Here is a 16,811-nt window from a genome sequence, read left to right on the forward strand (position 1 = left end):
GCTCTCGCGCGCCGCTGGGTTCCGGGTCTTCGCTTCGCTTCGCCCGGAATGACGAAAGAGGGTGGTGTTGCCCCCGTCGTCGTTCGGCGCTTGCTCCATCGGCCGGCTTGGGGCTTGCTGTCGCCATGTGGCGAAGCCTTCTTGCGTTCCTGTCCGTCTGTTTCGTTCTGGCCTTCGCCGGTGGAGCGCGTGCGGCGGGGCCGTGCCATACCAACACCGACGTCTGGGGCGACGAGGCTCTGGTCAACGCGGGCTCGGCCTATGGGATGGAGTGGGCGCCGTTCGGGGCGACCGAGTACGGCTGGATGGCCTATGCGCCCCTGATCCAGCAGGAGTTGCACACGCGGTGCGGACCCGGCACCCCGATCTTCGCCTCGCAACTGGCGGGATTTCAGCAAACCCATGGCCTGGCGCCGACCGGCCTGTTCGACGCCGCGACCTTTCAGGTGTTGCGCGGCCTGTGGCAGGAGCGGCGGCCGTTCGTGATGGCGCGGACCCGAGGGGAATGCCCGGATCCGCCGCCGATCAATCAGTTAGGCTATCTGGTCGCATCCGAAGAACACGCCGACCGTCTGACCCGCCTTTTGCGTCGGGACGTGCTGGACGCCTATCGTCGCCTGGTCGCCGCCGCGAGGGCGGAGGTCCCTGAGGTCGCCGCCGATCCCGAACTGCTGCAGATCTTCTCGGGCTTCCGCGATCCTGAGGCCGACGCCGCGCGCTGCGCCCAGCAGGGCAATTGCGACGGTCTGCGCCGGGCGGTCTGTTCGCCGCACCGGACCGGGACGGCGGTTGATCTGTACGTCGGTCAGGCGCCGGGCCGGGGCGTCGATTCGACGGCGGCGGCCAGCCGGGAGGTTATGGCGCGGGGGGCGACCTATCGCTGGCTGGTGGCCAACGCCGGGCGGTTCGGCTTCGTCCCCTATGTCTATGAGCCCTGGCACTGGGAGTATGTGCGGCCTTGGGACCCTTCGTTCGCGCCCTGAGCCGGTTGGACGAGCCTTCGGTTTTCATTTCCGTTTTTGACTGAAACCATCGCGAAAGCCGAGAGGGGGCTTGCATGGCGCCGAGCGAGACGCCAAGTTAGCAACGGTCGTTGTTGCGAATGGCGGCCGTGACATTCAACGGAGTCCTCCCTTGCCCAAGATTCTCGTCCTCTACCACTCGACCTACGGCCATCTGGAAATCATGGCCGAAGCCGTCGCCGAAGGCGCGCGTCAGGTCGAAGGCGCCGTGGTCGACATCAAGCGCGTGCCCGAAACCGTGCCGGAAGAGCTGGCCAAGGCCTCGCACTACAAGCTGGATCAGAAGGCGCCGATCGCCAAGATCGACGACCTGAAAGACTATGACGCCATCATCATCGGCGCCGGCACCCGCTTCGGCTCGGCCGCGTCGCAGATGCGCGCCTTCCTGGATCAGGCCGGCGGCCTGTGGTTCTCGGGCGCCCTGATCGGCAAGATCGGCGGAGCCTTCACCGCCACCGCAACCCAGCACGGCGGTCAGGAGACCACCTTCCAGGGTCTGCACAACTTCTTCATGCACCACGGCATGCCGGTGGTCGGTCTGCCCTATTCCTTCCAGGCGCAGATGACCCTGGACGCGGTGCACGGCGGCTCGCCCTATGGCGCGACCACCATCACGGGCGGCGACGGCTCGCGCATGCCCAGCGAGATCGAGCTGGACGGCGCCCGCTTCCAGGGCAAGCATATCGCCGAGCTGGCCAAGAAGCTGCACGGCTGATCCGATGCGCCAGCCCGCCGTCTTCTTCGGTCACGGTTCGCCGATGAATGCTCTGGGCGGTCCCTATGGGACCGCCTGGCGTGATCTGGGCGAAGCCATCGGCAAGCCCGAGGGGGTGGTGATGATCTCCGCCCATTGGGAGACGCGCGGGCTGGGCGTCACAGCGCAAGAAAAGCCCGAAACCATTCATGATTTCGGGAATTTCCCGCGCGAACTTCACGAGATGCAATATCCCGCGCCCGGCTCGCCCGAACTGGCGGCGCGGGTCGCGGAACTGACCGGGGCGGTGCAGACGCAGCAATGGGGTCTGGATCACGGGACCTGGTCGGTGTTGCACCATGTCTGGCCGGACGCCGACGTGCCTGTGGTGCAGCTGTCGCTGAACCGCGAACTGACGGCGCGGCAGCATTATGAGTTGGGCAAGGCTCTGAGGCCGCTGCGGGACGAGGGGGTCGTGATCGCGGGGTCGGGGGATTTCGTCCACAATCTGCGGACCTGGAAGCGCGAGGCGGGGGCTGAGCCCTATGCCTGGGCGACCGGGTTCAATGAGGCGGTGAAGGCGGCGTTCGAGAGGGGCGACCACGAGGCCCTGATCGACTGGGTGGGGCTGGCCGAGGACGCCCAACTGAGCGTGCCGACCGACGAACATTTTCTGCCGGTGCTGTATGTCGCCGCCCAGCAGGCGCCGGGCGAGCCGGTGAGCTTCTTCAACGACAGGATCGACGGCGGGTCGATTTCGATGACGGGCGTCAGGGTCGGGTGACGGCGTCTTCCCCGTTAGAAGGCCCACCTACATCTTTCGTCATTCCGGGCGAAGGGCCACTTGGCCCGAAGACCCGGAACCCAGCGGCGCGCGAGAGCGCGAACCTGTCCCAGACTCGGTGTTCCACATCGCGCGGCTGAACCATTTCGCCTTCGGCGCCGCTGGGTTCCGGGTCTCCGCTGCGCTTCGCCCGGAATGACGAAAGGAAAACGGGCATCTCCTCCCCGTTCGCCTTCGCGAACGGGGAGGTTAAAAAAATCAGGCGCTTTCGACCATCTTCTGGATCGTCACATAATCGGTCTTGCCGGTGCCCAGGACGGGGACTTCGGCGACCTTGACGATCTTCTTGGGCACGATCAGCTCGGGGGCGCCGTTGGCGCGGGCCCATTCGGCCAGGGGGGCGACCTCGGCCTCGGCGTGGTCGGTGACCAGGACCAGTTTTTCGCCCTTGCGGGTGTCGGGAATGGAGACGACGGCGTGGCGCTGGTCCGGCCAGACCGCGCCGGCGATGCCCTCGACCGCCGTCAGGGAGACCATTTCGCCGCCGATCTTGGCGAAGCGTTTGGCGCGGCCCTTGATGGTGATGTAGCCCTCGGCGTCGACATCGACGATGTCGCCGGTGTCCAGCCAGCCGTCCTCGACCGGCGACCATTCCAGCGGCTCGGCCGAGGTGACATAGCCGCTCATCACATTGGGGCCGCGCAGATACAGGCGTCCGCCGTCGGCGATGCCTTCGACCGGCTCCAGCTTCCAGTCCAGGCCGGGCAGGATCTGGCCGACCGTGCCGGGGGCGTTGCGGTGGGGGTGGTTGACGGCCACGACCGGCGAGGCCTCTGTCGCGCCGTAGCCCTCAAGCAGTTCGACGCCGCCGAACTTGGTGTTGAACAGATTCCGGGTCTCCTCGCGCACCTTCTCGGCGCCGGCGACCACGAACTTCAGGGTGGCGAAATCGTCAGCCTCGGCGACGCGGCCGTACTGGTTCAGGAAGGTGTCGGTCGCGAACAGGATCGAGGCCTTCACCTGGGGCAGCAGGTCGGTGATCTGTTTGGCGTGCAACGGCGACGGATACTGGAAGGCCTTCAGGCCTTGAAGCAGAGGCAGGATGACCCCGCCGGTCAGGCCGAAACAGTGGAAGGTGGGCAGGGGATTGAACATCACCCATTCCGGCAGCAGGTCGATATGGGCGGCGACCTGACGGGCGTTGGCGACCAGGTTGCGCTGGCTCAGCACCACGCCCTTGGGCGTGCCGAAGCTGCCGGAGGTGAACAGGACCACGCCCGGCGCATCCGGATCGGTCTTGACGCGGAACCGCTTGGGCGCAGCGCCGGCGGCGAGCCCGTACAGCTTGTCCGGTAGGCCGATGGTCTTGCGCACGTCGTCCAGCCAGACGACCTCGGCGACCGTCTTCAGTTCGACGATCAGATCGTCCAGCTTGGCCTGGTCGATGAAGCGTTTGGCGGTCAGGACCTTCTTGACGCCCGAGGCCTTGATGGCGGCTTTCAGATTGGCCTCGCCGGCGGTGAAGTTGAGCATGACGGGCACGCGGCCGTGGGCGTGCAGGCCGAAGAAGGTGACGACCACGCCCATGGACGAGGGCAGCAGGATGGCGACGCGTTCGCCGAGGTCGGTCATGTTGGCGATCTTGCGGCCCAGAACGAAGGCGGCGCGGATCAGGCCGGTGTAGGTGAGGGGGTGGCGATCCTGGTCCTCCAGAATTTCCTTGTCGCCGAACCGCGCCCGCGCATCGATCAGGGCGTCGATCAGGGACGAGTCGTAAAGCGAGGGATCCAGGGCCTGGCGCAAGCGCGTCTCCTACGGAGGGCGCGAGGGGCCCTCTCTGTTGTCGGGCGTCCGTCATTAATGACGGGACGGCGTCTTGAAAAGATGCGTAACGTCGCGTGAGTTCCAAGCTGCGGCATCATCTGTAACCGGCCGTGGCTTGCCATTGGACGTCGGAAGGCCGAAATACCGGCCATGGTCACCCTGATCGACACCCTTCAGCGCAAGCCGTCGGAGCTGCGCCACCCGGAAAAGCAGAACCGTCCGGAGTCGGTCGTTCTGAAAAAGCCCGACTGGCTGCGCGTCAAGGCGCCCGGCTCGGGCCAGTACAACGCCACCAAGGACATCGTCCGGTCCAAGGGACTGCACACGGTCTGCGAAGAGGCGGCCTGCCCGAATATCGGCGAGTGCTGGAGCCAGAAGCACGCCACCCTGATGATCATGGGCGACACCTGCACACGGGCCTGCGCCTTCTGCAACGTCAAGACGGGCCTGCCCCAGCCGCTGGACCCTGAGGAGCCGGGCAAGGTCGGGCTGGCTGTGCAGCAGATGGGCCTGAACCATGTGGTGATCACCTCGGTCGACCGCGACGATGTGGCGGACGGCGGCGCGGCCCACTTCGCCGAGGTGGTGCGCCAGATCCGCATCCAGGCGCCGAACACCACCATCGAGATCCTGACGCCCGACTTCCTGCGCAAGGACGGGGCGGCGGCGGTGATGATCGACGCCAAGCCGGACGTCTTCAACCACAACCTCGAGACCGTTCCGCGCCTGTATCTGAAGATCCGGCCGGGCGCGCGCTACTTCCACAGCTTGCGCCTGCTGCAGATGGTCAAGGAGCGGGACCCGGAACAGTTCACCAAGTCCGGCATCATGGTCGGCCTGGGCGAGACCAAGGAAGAGGTCATGCAGGTGATGGACGACATGCGGTCCGCCGGCGTCGACTTCATCACCATCGGCCAGTACCTGCAGCCGACGCGCAAACACGCCGCCATCGACCGGTTCGTCACGCCGGAAGAGTTCAAGGCCTATGAGGCGATCGCCCGGGCCAAGGGCTTCCTGATGGTGTCCTCGTCGCCGCTGACGCGTTCGTCGCACCACGCCGGCGACGACTTCGCCCGGCTGAAGGCCGCGCGCGAGGCGCAGCTGCGCCGCTAAATTCCGTATGGCCGTCCACCGCGTAACGCGCATTCTTCCCTATGCGCCCGAACAGCTTGCCGATCTGGTCGCCGACGTGCGCGCCTATCCCGACTTCGTGCCCTGGGTCACGTCGATGCGGGTCTGGAATGAGCGTGCCGAAGGCGAGGGCGTCACCGTGCTGGACGCCGAGGCTGGTGTCGGCTTCTCCTTCCTGAAGGAGCGGTTCTCCACCTGGGTCCGGCATGACCGGAACGCGCCCAAGGTCGAGGTCGGCCTGCTGCGCGGGCCGTTCAAGCACCTGAAGAATCGGTGGGAGTTCTTTCCGCATCCCGACGGCGCGCGGCTGGAGTTCATGATCGACTTCGCCTTCAAGTCGCGCATGCTGGATCTGATGCTGTCGGCCAATTTCGACCGGGCGGTGGAAAAGCTGATAGGGTGCTTTGAAAGCGAAGCCGCCAGGCGTTTTCGCTGAGGACGCGCGATGTCGGAACCCAAGCCTGTATTGTACAAGCGTCGCAGTTGGATTCTGCTCACGGTTCTTATTCTGTCGACGTGTGCATTCGTCTTGGCCTCTCCAATGCTGCTGCTCTTTGCGGCTATGTCGGGAATGGCGGGTGACTCGTGTGCAGGATGGCCTGCTCATCTTTTCGTCATGAGCGCATTGACCTTGCCGATCGCCATCATCGTCGTTCTGATAAATGGCTGGCAAGCGTTCGCTGTCCGCAATGAGCCACGCGCTTTGTGGGGCTTTGCGGTCCTGCCCTTGTGGCCTCTGTTGCTGTTCTTGAGCTCGAAGATGGCCCAGTTTTGCTGAGCGTGTTCGATTTCGACGCGACCGTCGTGGGCGCCGGGGCGGTTGGCCTGGCCTGCGGTCGGGCGTTGTCGAAACGGGGCCTGACGGTGCTGGTGCTGGAGAAGGAAGGCCACATCGGTCAGGGCGTCTCGTCGCGCAATTCCGAGGTCATTCACGGCGGCCTCTATTATCCGACCGGATCGCTGAAGGCGCAGTTCTGCGTCGAGGGGCGGCGCGCCCTCTATGACTTTCTGGCCAGCCGCAAGATCGATCATCGCAAATGCGGCAAGCTGGTCGTGGCGACCGAGGCGGGCGAGGTCGAGCGGATCGAGGCCATCTTCGAACAGGCGACGGCGAACGGGGTCGAGGGGCTGGCGCACCTGACCGGCGCCCAGGCGCGGGCGCTGGAGCCCGAGCTGAACGCCCACGCCGCCATCCTGTCGCCCGAGAGCGGCCTGTTCGACAGCCACGGCTATATGCTGGCCTTGCAGGGCGAGATCGAGGATGCGGGCGGATCGGTGGTGGTGTCGGCCCCGTTCGAAGGCGCCGAGCCCCTGCCGGGCGGCGGCTTCACGATCCGTGTGGGCGGGGAGGGGGCGATGGCCGTCACCAGCCGCCTGCTGGTCACGGCGCCCGGCCTGTCCGCGCAAGCCGTGGCGGCGGCTGTCGACGGCTATCCGGCCGGCGACATTCCGGCGGGCCATTTCGGCAAGGGGATCTATTTCCGCCTGGTCGGCAAGGCGCCGTTCGACCGCTTGATCTATCCGCCGCCCATCCCCGGCGCCCTGGGCACCCATTATCGCAAGGACCTGGGCGGGCAGGCCGTGTTCGGCCCCGACCTGGCCTATGTCGAGACCGAGGACTATTCGGTCGATCCAGCCAAGGCAGAGGTGTTCGCCGCCTATATCCGCCGCTTCTGGCCGGGCCTGCCCGACGGCGCCCTGACGCCCGACTACGCCGGGATCCGGCCCAAGCTGCATGGTCCGGGCGAACCGCAACCGGACTTCCAGCTGCACGGCGTCGAACGTCACGGGATAACGGGGCTGATGGCCCTGTTCGGCATCGAAAGCCCCGGCCTGACCAGTTCGCTGGCCATCGGCGAGGCGGTGGCCGTGGCCCTGACGGGGTCCGCATGAACGCCACCCCGTGATCCATCAGCTCGTCACGCCACGCCTCATTTTGCGACGGGCGAGACCCGGCGATGTCGATGATCTGCATCAGGTCCTTTCATCGCCGGACGCCATGCGGTGGTGGTCGACGACACCGCATGAAACCAGGGAACAGACGGCGGAGTGGCTGGAAAGCATGATCGCCGGCGGCCCTGAGATCAGCGATGATTTCGTCATCGAGGCGCAGGGACGGGTCATCGGCAAGGCGGGGTTCTGGCGTCTGCCCGAGATCGGCTACATCCTGCACCCGGACTATTGGGGGCGGGGTTTGGCGACGGAAGCTCTGACCGCAGTGATCGATCATGTGATGACCACGCGGGATATCGATGCGGTGACTGCAGATGTCGATCCGGCCAATGCGGCGTCCATTCGGCTTTTGACGGGGTTGGGCTTCGAACAGACGGGGGCCGCCAGCCGGACCTGGCGGGTCGGAGGCGTCTGGATGGACAGTCTTTACTTCGGGCTGGACCGTGATCGCTGGAAGTCGCGCAAGACGCCTTGAAATCATCGTGCGGTTCATGCATAAGCCGCGCCTCGCGTGGCGGCTCGGCGTTCTTCTTGCGAAGAACTGGGGCCGCCGCTATCGTTTTCGCGCTTGATCAGGCTTCGGCTCTGGGCGGCGCCCGACTTAGAAGATTGAGACGGACATGGCCGTTCCGAAGCGGAAAGTATCCCCCTCGCGTCGCAACATGCGCCGCGCCCACGACGCCCTGAGCTCGAACGTCTATGTCGAGGACAAGGACACCGGCGAGCTGAAGCGCCCCCACCACATCGACCTGAAGACCGGCACCTATCGCGGTCGCCAGGTCATCACGCCGAAGGAAGACTAGTCTTTCGAAGGCTTCCGGCTCGTCCGGACGAAGTTATTTACGGCGCGCGGTGATCCGCGCGCCGTTTTCGTGCGTTCAGTGCGGCGAAGCTTGCCTGGAGACTTCGCCTCATGATTCGTTTCGCCGCCGTCAGCGCCGTCGCGCTGCTTACCCTCGCCGCCTGTGAACGCCGTGACGACCCGGTGGCCGAAACGCCGCCGGTCGCCGCCACACCGTCGCCGGAACCTGCGCCGCCTGCGCCCGTCGACGCTACGGTCCTGACCAGCGAAGGCCTCGGCCCGGCGCGAATCGGTATGACGCGCGCCGAACTGGTGCGGGTTTGGGGCGAGGATTCGCAGCCAGATGCGGTCGGCGGGGCCGATCCAGAGACCTGCGACGAATTCCATCCGGTCAATGCGCCGACGGATGTCAGGGTCATGATCCAGAACGGGGTGCTGACCCGCATAACCGCCGCGCGCGGCGCGACGACCAAGACGGATCGCGGTTTCGGCGTCGGCGCCACGGGAATGGCGATCAAACAGGCCTATGGCGGCGCCGTCTTCGCCCAGCCGCACAAGTACTGGCCGGCGCCGGCTGAGGATCTGCTTGTCTGGTCCCGCGGCGGATCCACCGCCTATGTGACCGATCCCGCCGCACGCGGCGTCCGCTACGAAGTCGGCACGGACGGCAAGGTGACCATGGTTCACGCCGGCGATCCGTCGATCCAACTGGTCGAAGGCTGTTCCTGACGGGAGCGGCAACAGGCATTGGCGATTCGCGGGGAGACGGCTAAACCCCTCGAACCTGTTTTCCGCCTGAGCCAAAGAGCCGAGCCATGACCGACATCGCCGACATCGTCGCCCGCCAGATCCTCGACAGCCGGGGCAATCCGACGGTGGAAGTCGATGTGATCCTGGATGACGGCTCGTTCGGCCGCGCCGCCGTGCCGTCGGGCGCCTCGACCGGCGCACACGAAGCCGTCGAACTGCGCGACGGCGACAAGGATCTGTGGGGCGGCAAGGGCGTGCAGAAGGCGGTCGACGCCGTCAACGGCGAGATTTTCGACGCCCTGTCCGGCATGGACGCCGAGGATCAGCGCCGTCTGGACGAGGCGATGATCGATCTGGACGGCACCCCCAACAAGGCGCGCCTGGGCGCCAACGCCATTCTGGGCGTGTCCCTGGCGGCGGCGAAGGCCAGCGCCATTTCGGCCGGCCTGCCGCTGCACCGCTATATCGGCGGCGTCTCGGCCCGCGTCCTGCCGACGCCGATGATGAACATCATCAACGGCGGCGCCCATGCCGACAATCCGATCGACATCCAGGAGTTCATGATCCTGCCGACCGGGGCCGAGACCTTCACCGACGCCCTGCGCATGGGCACGGAGATCTTCCATGCCCTGAAGAAGCAGCTGAAGGACGCCGGCCACAACACCAACGTCGGCGACGAGGGCGGCTTCGCCCCGAACCTAGCCTCGGCCGAAGAAGCCCTGAGCTTCATCACCAAGGCGGGGCAGGCCGCCGGCTATCTGGCCGGTGAAGACTTCCACCTGGGTCTGGACGTTGCCTCGACCGAGTTCTTCAAGGACGGCAAATACGTGATGGCCGGCGAGGGCAAGACCGTCGACGCCGAGGGCATGGCCGCCTATCTGGTCGATCTGTGCGAGCGCTTCCCGATCGTCTCGATCGAGGACGGCATGGCCGAGGATGATTTCGACGGCTGGCGTCTGCTGACCGAACGCCTGGGCGACCGGGTGCAACTGGTCGGCGACGATCTGTTCGTGACCAACCCGGCGCGTCTGGCCGCCGGCATCGGCGAAGGCCTGGCCAACTCGATCCTGATCAAGGTCAACCAGATCGGCACCCTGTCCGAGACCCTGGACGCCGTCGATATGGCCCACCGCGCCGGTTACACCGCCGTGATGAGCCACCGCTCGGGCGAGACCGAGGATTCGACCATCGCCGATCTGGCCGTGGCCACCAACTGCGGGCAGATCAAGACCGGCTCGCTGGCCCGCTCGGACCGGGTGGCGAAATATAACCAGCTGCTGCGCCTGGAAGAGATGCTGGGCGATCAGGCCGTCTATTTCGGCGACGGCATGCTGCTGCGCTAACCTGTGAATTCTCGGCGAAGAATCAGCGTTCTTCGCCGACTTTCTTACGGTCAAGCTACATTTTATTAGGCATTTTCGGGCACAGTTCGTGAACTGTGTTTTTCGCGCTCAGAAGGAGCGTTTGAGTGCCCGAACGGATGAAGCCGTACCGCCTTTCCCTCGCCCTGCTGCTGTTGCTCGCCTATCTGGGCGTGCAGGCTCTGACGGGCGAGCGCGGCCTGCTGAGTGGATCGTCGCGCGACGCCCTGATGGGGCAGCGTGAGGATCAGCTCGCCCACCTGACCGAACAGCGGCGCGACCTGGAGACGCGGGTACGCTATCTGCGTACTGACAGTCTTTCCAAGGACTTACTGGAGGAGCGCGCCCGGGCCGTCCTCGGCTTTTCGGACCCGCGCGACTATGTGATCCGCGTTCAGGAACAGCCCGTTCAAGGGTGAAAACCCTCGCCACTTGAACTATTGTTACAGCCGAGCCCGCACCCCTTTGCGTTCCGGGAAGGAAGGCTGCTAAAGCCCCCTTCCGTAACGATAAGAAGGCGTCGCTCCCCGGCGCCTAGCCGGGAGATGCCGGATGGCGAAAGCCCCAGCCAAAGCCGCTCAGACCACTGCGCCTGACAAGCTTTCAAATACGCCTTCGGCGTCCAAGGAGGACCTCCTCCGCTTTTACCGCGAGATGGTTCTCATCCGCCGCTTCGAGGAGCGTGCGGGCCAACTGTACGGCATGGGTCTGATCGGGGGCTTCTGCCACCTGTATATCGGCCAGGAAGCCGTGGCCGTCGGCGTTCAAGAGAGCGTCAAGCAAGGCCACGACAAGATCATCACGGGCTACCGTGACCATGGCCACATGCTGGCTGCGGGCATGGATCCCAAGGAAGTCATGGCCGAGCTGACCGGCCGCATCGGCGGTTCGTCGCGCGGCAAGGGCGGGTCGATGCACATGTTCGACGTGCCGACCGGCTTCTACGGCGGCCACGGCATCGTCGGCGCGCAGGTGTCGCTGGGCACGGGCCTGGCCTTCGCCGGCAAGTACCGCGGCGATGATTCGGTGGCCTTCGTCTATTTCGGCGACGGCGCCTCGAACCAGGGTCAGGTCTACGAGAGCTTCAACATGGCTCAGCTGTGGAAGCTGCCGGCCATCTACATCATCGAGAACAACCAGTACGCCATGGGCACGAGCATCGAGCGCTCGTCGTCCACGACCCAGCTGAGCCAGCGCGGCGCCAGCTTCGGCATTCCGGGCGAGCAGGTGGACGGGATGGACGTCATCGCGGTTCGGGATGCGGTCAAGAAGGCCGTCGATCGCGCCCGCGCCGGCGAAGGCCCCTATATCCTCGAAGTGAAGACCTACCGTTATCGCGGTCACTCGATGTCCGATCCGGCCAAATACCGGACCAAGGAAGAGGTGGACGAGGTCAAGAAGACCCGCGACCCGATCGACCACATCAAGACTCTGCTGGCCGCCGCCAATGCGACGGAAGACGAGCTGAAGGCCATCGACAACGAAATCAAGGCCATCGTCGCCGAGGCCGTTCAATTCGCCCAAGAAAGCCCGGAGCCCGATCCGTCCGAGCTTTATACCGACGTCTACGTGGAGGCCTGATCCGTGACCGACATCCTCATGCCGGCGCTGTCCCCCACGATGGAAGAGGGCACGCTGACCAAATGGCACATCAAGGCGGGCGACACGGTGTCGGCCGGCCAGGTGATCGCCGAGATCGAAACCGACAAGGCCACGATGGAAGTCGAGGCCGTGGATGAAGGCGAAGTGCTGGAAATCCTGGTCGCCGAAGGTTCGGAGAATGTGAAGGTCAATACGCCGATCGCGCGTCTGGCCGGCGAAGACGGGGCGGCTGCGCCCGCGCCCAAGGCTGAGGCCCAGGCCGATGCGCCCAAGGCGACAGCCGAAGGCAAGACCGGCGATCCCGAGAAGGCACCCGCCCAGACCTCAACCCCTAAGGTCGAACTGCGCGATCCGGAAATCCCGGCCGACGCCAAGCTGGTCAAGACGACCATCCGCGACGCCCTGCGCGACGCCATGGCCGAAGAGATGCGCCGCGACGACAAGGTCTTCCTGATCGGCGAGGAAGTCGCCCAGTATCAGGGCGCCTACAAGGTCAGCCGCGAGCTGCTGCAGGAGTTCGGCGACCAGCGCGTCGTCGACACCCCGATCACCGAGCACGGCTTCGCCGGTCTGGGCGTCGGCGCGGCCATGGCGGGCCTGAAGCCCATCGTCGAGTTCATGACGTTCAACTTCGCCATGCAGGCGATCGACCACATCATCAACTCGGCCGCCAAGACCCTGTACATGTCGGGCGGTCAGATCCGTGCGCCCATCGTCTTCCGCGGCCCGAACGGCGCCGCCTCGCGCGTCGGCGCCCAGCACAGCCAGGACTATTCGGCCTGGTACGCCCAGGTTCCGGGTCTGAAGGTGATCGCGCCCTATGATGCGGCCGACGCCAAGGGCCTGCTGAAGGCCGCGATCCGCGACCCGAACCCGATTGTCTTCCTCGAACACGAGATGATGTACGGCCTCGAGTTCGACGTGCCCGAGGTCGAGGACTATGTCCTGCCGATCGGCAAGGCCAAGGTTCGTCGCGAAGGCAAGGACGTCACCATCACGGCGCACAGCCGCATGGTCGGCTTCGCCCTCCAGGCCGCCGAGAAGCTGGCTGAGGAAGGCATCGAGTGCGAGGTCGTGGACCTGCGGACCCTGCGTCCGCTGGACACCGACACCATCGTCGAGAGCGTCAAAAAGACCAGCCGTCTGGTCTCGGCCGAAGAGGGCTGGGGTCCGATGGGCGTCGGCGCCGAGGTTGTGGCGCGGGTCATCGAACACGCCTTCGACTATCTGGATGCGCCTCCGCTGCGGGTGCACCAGGAAGACGTGCCGCTGCCCTATGCCGCCAATCTGGAAGCCCTCTCGCTGCCGGGCGTGGACAAGATCATCGCGGCCGTGAAGCAGGTGATGGCATGAGCCTGGACGAGAAGGCCCTGGCCATCCCGGAACAGCTGAGCCAGCTCGATCCCGCACAAGTCACCGAACTGGCGCGGATCTGGTGGGGCGGGACCACGCCCCACATGAACATCCGCCCAGCGTTGAACGAACCGCGCCACATGGGGACGGTCCTGGCCGAGTGCGCCTGGCACTTCTCCAACGCCTACGCCCAGATCGCGGGTCTGGACCAGAAGGAGGCCTTCAAGGCTATCTGCGACGGCTGGACCGAGGCCCATGCCCGCGCCGCACTGACCGAGAAGGAAGTTGCTCAATGACCGACATCCTGATGCCCGCCCTGTCTCCGACCATGGAAGAGGGCGTCCTGGCCAAGTGGCACGTCAAGGTGGGCGACGTCGTCTCCGCCGGGGACGTGATCGCCGAGATCGAAACCGACAAGGCCACGATGGAAGTCGAGGCCGTGGACGAGGGCGAGATCACCGACATTCTGGTCGCCGAAGGTACGGAAGGCGTGAAGGTCAACACCCCGATCGCCCGTCTGAAGGACGAAGGCGGGGCCGCTGCGCCCCAGAAGGCCGAAAAGTCGGCCGCCAAGGCTGACGAGGCCCCGAAGGCCGCACCGGCCGCCGCCGAGGCGCCCAAGGCGCCCAAGGCGTCCGCACCGGTCGCGCCGGCTCCGGCTGCGCCGAAGTCGGACAGTGGCGAACGCATCTTCTCATCGCCCCTGGCGCGTCGCATCGCCGCCCAGAACGGCGTCGATCTGAAGTCGGTCAAGGGCACGGGCCCGCATGGCCGGATCGTGAAGCGCGACGTCGAAGCCGCCGGCAAGGGCGTCGCCCAACCGGCCGCCGCGCCGACCGCCGCCGCTGCGACCTCGGGCATTGCGCCGCGTCAGGTTCAGTCTCTGGCCCAGATGGGGATCCCGGACGGCAGCTACGACCTGATCCCGCTGGACGGGATGAGGAAGGCCGTGGCGCGTCGCATGGTCGACAGCATCCAGAACGTGCCGCACTTCCCGCTGTTCATCGACTGCGAGATCGACCAGCTGATGGCTGTTCGCGCCAAGGTGAACAAGATGCTGGAGCCGCAGGGGATCAAGGTTTCGGTCAACGACTTCGTCATCAAGGCCGCGGCCCTGGCGCTGAAGCTGGTGCCGGAGGCCAACGCTTCCTACACTCCCGAAGGCATCGCCATGCACCACAACGCCGACGTCTCCATGGCGGTGGCGATCGACGGCGGCCTGATCACCCCGATCATTCGCAAGGCCGAGACCAAGGGCTTGGCGCAGATCGCGACCGAGTCCAAGGACCTGGCCAAGCGCGCCCGCGACCGCAAGCTGAAGCCCGAAGAGTTCCAGGGCGGCACCTTCTCGGTCTCGAATCTCGGCATGTTTGGCGTCAAGTCGTTCTCCTCGATCATCAATGAGCCCCAGGGCTGCATCATGAGCGTGGGCGCTGGCGAACAACGGGCGGTCGTCAAGGACGGTCAGATCGTGGCGGCGACCGTGATGACGGTCACCCTGACCTGCGATCACCGTGTGGTGGACGGCGCGACCGGCGCCCGCTTCCTGCAGGCGTTCAAGCCGCTGATCGAAGATCCCGTCGCGATGCTGGCGTAAGGGGAGGGTGAGGTCATGACCTCGGTCTATGACTTCTCCGCCCGCGCCATCGACGGCACGGAGGTTTCGCTGGACCGTTTCCGCGGTCAGGCGCTGCTGATCGTCAATACGGCGTCCAAGTGCGGTTTCACCGGCCAGTATGACGGGCTGGAGAAGCTGCACCGGACGTTCGCCGACCGGCCGTTCGAGGTGCTGGGCTTTCCCTGCAACCAGTTCGGCGAGCAGGAGCCGGGACGGGCGGCGGAGATCGCCGCCTTCTGCGCCACCAGTTTCGACGTGACCTTCCCCCTGTTCGACAAGGTGGAGGTCAATGGGCCGAAGCGGCATCCGCTCTATGCCTGGCTGACCAAGCAGAAGCGCGGCTTCCTCGGCTCGCAATCCATCAAGTGGAACTTCACCAAGTTCCTGACCGACCGCGAGGGCAGGGTGGTCGCCCGCTACGCCCCGCAAACAGAACCCGAGGCCATCAAGGCCGACATCGAGAAGTTGATCTGATCATGGCTGCTGAATTCGATCTCGTCGTCATCGGCTCGGGCCCCGGCGGTTACGTCGCGGCCATCCGCGCCAGCCAATTGGGCCAGAAGGTCGCCATCGTCGAGCGCGAGAACCTGGGCGGCATCTGCCTGAACTGGGGCTGTATCCCGACCAAGGCCCTGCTGAAGTCGGGCGAGAAGTTCGAGAGCCTGAGCCATCTGAAGGACTACGGCCTGTCGGCGTCCGGCGCGTCGTTCGACTTCGACGCCATCATCCAGCGCTCGCGCGGCGTCGCGGCGACGATGAACAAGGGCGTCGCCTTCCTGATGAAGAAGAACAAGATCGAGGTGATCGAGGGTTCGGCCAAGCTGGAAAAAGGCGCTGCGGCTCCTAAGGTCGTCATCGCCCTGAAGGCCGGCGGGTCGCGCACGGTCGAGGCCAAGGCGGTCATGCTGGCCGTCGGCGCGCGCGCCCGCGCCCTGCCGCAGATCGGCCTGGAGGCCGACGGCGACAAGATCTGGGCCTATCGCGACGCCCTGGCGCCGAAGAAGTTGCCCAAGTCCTTCGTCGTCATCGGCTCGGGCGCCATCGGCATCGAATTCGCCAGCTTCTATCGCGCCCTGGGCGCCGAGGTGACAGTCGTCGAGGCGGTCGAGCGCATCATGCCGGTCGAGGACGAGGAGGTCTCCAAGGCCGCCCAGAAGTCGTTCGAGAAGCGCGGCTTCAAGTTCAAGCTCGGCGCCAAGGTGACCAAGGTCTCCAAGACCGGCGCCGGCGTAAAGGTGGACGTCGAGGTCGGCGGTAAGGCCGAGGTTCTGGAGGCCGAGGTCTGCATCTCGGCGGTCGGCATCACCGCAAATACCGACGGCATCGGCCTGGAGGCGCTGGGCGTCGAACTGGACCGCGGCCACATCAAGACCGACGGCCACTGCCAGACCAACGTCAAGGGCCTGTTCGCCATCGGCGACTGCGCCGGCGCGCCCTGGCTGGCGCACAAGGCGTCGCATGAAGGCATCCACGCCGCCGAATTCATCGCCGGCTACAAGACCCCAAACGTCCATTCGCCCATCGCCGGCTGCACCTACGCCCAGCCGCAGGTCGCGTCGGTCGGCGTCACCGAACAGGCCGCTCGCGCCGAGAAGCGCGAGGTCAAGATCGGCCGCTTCCCGTTCCGCGTGAACGGCAAGGCCGTCGCCGCGGGCGAGGTCGACGGCTTCGTCAAGGTGATCTTCGACGCCAAGACCGGCGCCCTGATCGGCGCCCATATGATCGGCCACGAAGTGACCGAGATGATCCAGGGCTATGTCACCGCCATCACCATGGAGGCGACGGAAGAAGACATCCACGGCATCGTCTATCCGCACCCCACCATGTCGGAGGCCATGCACGAGGCGGCGCTGGACGCCTACGGGCGGACCCTCCACCTCTAAGGCGGGGCGGCTCCTCCGAGTGATGGGGCGCCGC

The 16,811-nt window shown here is 65.8% G+C and carries 19 protein-coding genes; 18 read left to right on the forward strand and 1 reads right to left on the reverse strand.

Going from position 1 to position 16,811, the window contains the following annotated elements; translation table 11 throughout:
• Positions 1 to 125 precede the first annotated feature (125 nt).
• The 3 genes from PKE72_RS13705 to ygiD all read left to right on the forward strand — a co-directional run bounded on the left by PKE72_RS13705 (position 126) and on the right by ygiD (position 2,500).
• Positions 126 to 983 (forward strand): D-alanyl-D-alanine carboxypeptidase family protein, encoded by an 858-nt coding sequence (locus tag PKE72_RS13705; protein WP_271165943.1) that lies wholly within the window; start codon positions 126 to 128, stop codon positions 981 to 983.
• Positions 984 to 1,134: 151 nt separating this feature from the next.
• Positions 1,135 to 1,737, forward strand: coding sequence for an NAD(P)H:quinone oxidoreductase (wrbA, locus tag PKE72_RS13710; protein WP_271165944.1), 603 nt, complete (start codon positions 1,135 to 1,137; stop codon positions 1,735 to 1,737).
• A gap of 4 nt (positions 1,738 to 1,741) precedes the next feature.
• Positions 1,742 to 2,500, forward strand: a complete 759-nt coding sequence (gene ygiD, locus PKE72_RS13715) for a 4,5-DOPA-extradiol-dioxygenase (protein ID WP_271165945.1) — start codon at positions 1,742 to 1,744, stop codon at positions 2,498 to 2,500.
• Positions 2,501 to 2,758: 258 nt separating this feature from the next.
• Here ygiD and PKE72_RS13720 read toward each other — a convergent pair whose 3' ends face one another.
• A complete protein-coding gene (locus PKE72_RS13720; protein WP_271165946.1) occupies positions 2,759 to 4,303 on the reverse strand; it encodes an AMP-binding protein in 1,545 nt (514 codons plus the stop codon).
• A gap of 171 nt (positions 4,304 to 4,474) precedes the next feature.
• On the opposite strand from PKE72_RS13720, the gene lipA reads away from it, so the two are divergent.
• The 15 genes from lipA to lpdA all read left to right on the forward strand — a co-directional run bounded on the left by lipA (position 4,475) and on the right by lpdA (position 16,777).
• Positions 4,475 to 5,437, forward strand: a complete 963-nt coding sequence (gene lipA / locus PKE72_RS13725; RefSeq protein WP_267513065.1) for a lipoyl synthase — start codon at positions 4,475 to 4,477, stop codon at positions 5,435 to 5,437.
• Positions 5,438 to 5,444: 7 nt separating this feature from the next.
• The gene (locus PKE72_RS13730; protein ID WP_271165947.1) at positions 5,445 to 5,891 is read left to right on the forward strand and encodes a type II toxin-antitoxin system RatA family toxin; all 447 of its coding nucleotides are present in this window, start codon (positions 5,445 to 5,447) and stop codon (positions 5,889 to 5,891) included.
• Positions 5,892 to 5,900: 9 nt separating this feature from the next.
• Positions 5,901 to 6,233: a hypothetical protein gene (locus PKE72_RS13735; protein ID WP_271165948.1), complete on the forward strand. Its 333-nt coding sequence runs from the start codon at positions 5,901 to 5,903 to the stop codon at positions 6,231 to 6,233.
• Entirely contained in the window at positions 6,230 to 7,348 is a 1,119-nt protein-coding gene (locus PKE72_RS13740) for an NAD(P)/FAD-dependent oxidoreductase (RefSeq protein WP_373878109.1), read from the forward strand. Before PKE72_RS13735 ends, PKE72_RS13740 begins: the two co-directional genes overlap by 4 nt.
• A 10-nt stretch (positions 7,349 to 7,358) precedes the next feature.
• The gene (locus PKE72_RS13745) at positions 7,359 to 7,883 is read left to right on the forward strand and encodes a GNAT family N-acetyltransferase (protein WP_271165950.1); all 525 of its coding nucleotides are present in this window, start codon (positions 7,359 to 7,361) and stop codon (positions 7,881 to 7,883) included.
• Between the two features lie 145 nt (positions 7,884 to 8,028).
• Positions 8,029 to 8,211, forward strand: coding sequence for a 50S ribosomal protein L32 (gene rpmF, locus PKE72_RS13750; RefSeq protein ID WP_035305966.1), 183 nt, complete (start codon positions 8,029 to 8,031; stop codon positions 8,209 to 8,211).
• 110 nt (positions 8,212 to 8,321) lie between these two features.
• Positions 8,322 to 8,939, forward strand: a complete 618-nt coding sequence (locus PKE72_RS13755) for a hypothetical protein (protein WP_271165951.1) — start codon at positions 8,322 to 8,324, stop codon at positions 8,937 to 8,939.
• A gap of 86 nt (positions 8,940 to 9,025) precedes the next feature.
• Positions 9,026 to 10,303 (forward strand): phosphopyruvate hydratase, encoded by a 1,278-nt coding sequence (eno, locus tag PKE72_RS13760; protein WP_271165952.1) that lies wholly within the window; start codon positions 9,026 to 9,028, stop codon positions 10,301 to 10,303.
• A 137-nt stretch (positions 10,304 to 10,440) separates the two neighbouring features.
• Entirely contained in the window at positions 10,441 to 10,740 is a 300-nt protein-coding gene (locus PKE72_RS13765; RefSeq protein WP_373878110.1) for an FtsB family cell division protein, read from the forward strand.
• Positions 10,741 to 10,873: 133 nt separating this feature from the next.
• Positions 10,874 to 11,902, forward strand: coding sequence for a pyruvate dehydrogenase (acetyl-transferring) E1 component subunit alpha (pdhA, locus tag PKE72_RS13770; RefSeq protein ID WP_271165954.1), 1,029 nt, complete (start codon positions 10,874 to 10,876; stop codon positions 11,900 to 11,902).
• A 3-nt stretch (positions 11,903 to 11,905) separates the two neighbouring features.
• A complete protein-coding gene (locus PKE72_RS13775; RefSeq protein WP_271165955.1) occupies positions 11,906 to 13,276 on the forward strand; it encodes a pyruvate dehydrogenase complex E1 component subunit beta in 1,371 nt (456 codons plus the stop codon).
• The gene (locus PKE72_RS13780; protein WP_271165956.1) at positions 13,273 to 13,572 is read left to right on the forward strand and encodes a DUF5076 domain-containing protein; all 300 of its coding nucleotides are present in this window, start codon (positions 13,273 to 13,275) and stop codon (positions 13,570 to 13,572) included. Before PKE72_RS13775 ends, PKE72_RS13780 begins: the two co-directional genes overlap by 4 nt.
• Positions 13,569 to 14,873: a pyruvate dehydrogenase complex dihydrolipoamide acetyltransferase gene (locus PKE72_RS13785; RefSeq protein WP_271165957.1), complete on the forward strand. Its 1,305-nt coding sequence runs from the start codon at positions 13,569 to 13,571 to the stop codon at positions 14,871 to 14,873. The genes PKE72_RS13780 and PKE72_RS13785 overlap by 4 nt, the downstream gene beginning before the upstream one ends.
• A 15-nt stretch (positions 14,874 to 14,888) precedes the next feature.
• Positions 14,889 to 15,368 carry a glutathione peroxidase gene (locus tag PKE72_RS13790; RefSeq protein ID WP_271165958.1) on the forward strand — a complete coding sequence of 160 codons (480 nt, stop codon included), beginning with the start codon at positions 14,889 to 14,891 and terminating at the stop codon, positions 15,366 to 15,368.
• 2 nt (positions 15,369 to 15,370) lie between these two features.
• Positions 15,371 to 16,777 carry a dihydrolipoyl dehydrogenase gene (gene lpdA, locus PKE72_RS13795; protein WP_271165959.1) on the forward strand — a complete coding sequence of 469 codons (1,407 nt, stop codon included), beginning with the start codon at positions 15,371 to 15,373 and terminating at the stop codon, positions 16,775 to 16,777.
• Positions 16,778 to 16,811: the final 34 nt, after the last annotated feature.

The sequence above is a fragment of the Brevundimonas intermedia genome, from assembly GCF_027922165.1.
Classification (GTDB): domain Bacteria; phylum Pseudomonadota; class Alphaproteobacteria; order Caulobacterales; family Caulobacteraceae; genus Brevundimonas; species Brevundimonas intermedia.